The 2,506-nt window shown below is 52.5% G+C and carries 1 rRNA gene; it reads left to right on the top strand.

Annotation, left to right across the window (positions count from 1 at the left end):
- Positions 1-2,504, top strand: a 23S ribosomal RNA gene (locus CRO45_RS19670); the annotation flags it as partial.
- Positions 2,505-2,506 lie beyond the last annotated feature (2 nt).

Below are 2,506 nucleotides of genomic sequence, written 5' to 3'. Positions count from 1 at the left end.
ATCCTGAGTACGGCGGAACACGTGAAATTCCGTCGGAATCCGGGAGGACCATCTCCCAAGGCTAAATACTACCTAGTGACCGATAGTGAACCAGTACCGTGAGGGAAAGGTGAAAAGCACCCCGGGAGGGGAGTGAAATAGAACCTGAAACCGTGTGCCTACAAGTAGTTAGAGCCCGTTAATGGGTGATAGCGTGCCTTTTGTAGAATGAACCGGCGAGTTACGATTACGTGCAAGGTTAAGTTGAGAAGACGGAGCCGCAGCGAAAGCGAGTCTGAATAGGGCGAATGAGTACGTGGTCGTAGACCCGAAACCAGGTGATCTACCCATGTCCAGGGTGAAGGTAAGGTAACACTTACTGGAGGCCCGAACCCACGCACGTTGAAAAGTGCGGGGATGAGGTGTGGGTAGCGGAGAAATTCCAATCGAACTTGGAGATAGCTGGTTCTCTCCGAAATAGCTTTAGGGCTAGCCTCGTGATAGAGAATACTGGAGGTAGAGCACTGTTTGGACTAGGGGGGCATCTCGCTTTACCGAATTCAGACAAACTCCGAATGCCAGATATTTATACACGGGAGTCAGACTGCGAGTGATAAGATCCGTAGTCAAAAGGGAAACAGCCCAGACCACCAGCTAAGGTCCCAAAGTAATCGTTAAGTGGAAAAGGATGTGGCGTTGCTTAGACAACCAGGATGTTGGCTTAGAAGCAGCCATCATTTAAAGAGTGCGTAATAGCTCACTGGTCGAGTGACGCTGCGCCGAAAATGTATCGGGGCTAAACGATTCACCGAAGCTGTGGATTGACATCTATGATGTCAGTGGTAGGAGAGCGTTCTAAGTGCGTTGAAGTCAGACCGGAAGGACTGGTGGAGCGCTTAGAAGTGAGAATGCCGGTATGAGTAGCGAAAGATGGGTGAGAATCCCATCCACCGTATGACTAAGGTTTCCTGAGGAAGGCTCGTCCGCTCAGGGTTAGTCGGGACCTAAGTCGAGGCCGACAGGCGTAGACGATGGACAACAGGTTGATATTCCTGTACCACCTCCCCGCCGTTTGAGTAATGGGGGGACGCAGTAGGATAGGAAAAGCGTGCCGTTGGTTGTGCACGCCCAAGCAGTAAGGCGTGGAAGTAGGAAAATCCGCTTCCTGTAACGTTGAGCTGTGATGGGGAGCTCTTTAGAGCGAAGTTTCTGATTTCACACTGCCAAGAAAAGCCTCTAGCGAGGCGGGAGGTGCCCGTACCGCAAACCGACACAGGTAGTCGAGGAGAGAATCCTAAGGTGTGCGAGAGAACTCTCGTTAAGGAACTCGGCAAAATGACCCCGTAACTTCGGGAGAAGGGGTGCTCTCGAGAGAGAGCCGCAGTGAATAGGCCCAGGCGACTGTTTAGCAAAAACACAGGTCTCTGCAAAACCGTAAGGTGAAGTATAGGGGCTGACGCCTGCCCGGTGCTGGAAGGTTAAGAGGAGGGGTTAGCTTACGCGAAGCTCTGAATTGAAGCCCCAGTAAACGGCGGCCGTAACTATAACGGTCCTAAGGTAGCGAAATTCCTTGTCGGGTAAGTTCCGACCCGCACGAAAGGCGTAACGATCTGGGCACTGTCTCAACGAGAGACTCGGTGAAATTATAGTACCTGTGAAGATGCAGGTTACCCGCGACAGGACGGAAAGACCCCGTGGAGCTTTACTGTAGCTTGATATTGAATTTTGGTGCAGCTTGTACAGGATAGGTAGGAGCCAGAGAAACCGGAGCGCCAGCTTCGGTGGAGGCGTCGGTGGGATACTACCCTGGCTGTACTGAAATTCTAACCCGTGCCCCTAATCGGGGTAGGAGACAGTGTCAGGTGGACAGTTTGACTGGGGCGGTCGCCTCCTAAAAGGTAACGGAGGCGCCCAAAGGTTCCCTCAGAATGGTTGGAAATCATTCGTAGAGTGTAAAGGCACAAGGGAGCTTGACTGCGAGACCTACAAGTCGAGCAGGGTCGAAAGACGGGCTTAGTGATCCGGTGGTTCCGCATGGAAGGGCCATCGCTCAACGGATAAAAGCTACCCCGGGGATAACAGGCTTATCTCCCCCAAGAGTCCACATCGACGGGGAGGTTTGGCACCTCGATGTCGGCTCATCGCATCCTGGGGCTGTAGTCGGTCCCAAGGGTTGGGCTGTTCGCCCATTAAAGCGGTACGCGAGCTGGGTTCAGAACGTCGTGAGACAGTTCGGTCCCTATCCGTCGTGGGCGTAGGAAATTTGAGAGGAGCTGTCCTTAGTACGAGAGGACCGGGATGGACACACCGCTGGTGTACCAGTTGTCTTGCCAAAGGCATCGCTGGGTAGCTATGTGTGGACGGGATAAGTGCTGAAAGCATCTAAGCATGAAGCCCCCCTCAAGATGAGATTTCCCATTCATTAGAAGTAAGATCCCTCAAAGACGATGAGGTAGATAGGTTCGAGGTGGAAGTGTGGTGACACATGGAGCTGACGAATACTAATCGATCGAGGACTTAACCAAAA

The sequence above is a fragment of the Ureibacillus acetophenoni genome (assembly GCF_900220965.1).
Lineage (GTDB): Bacteria > Bacillota > Bacilli > Bacillales_A > Planococcaceae > Ureibacillus > Ureibacillus acetophenoni.
Note: the sequence above shows the minus strand (reverse complement) of the source record. Positions and strands in the feature narration are given on the sequence as shown.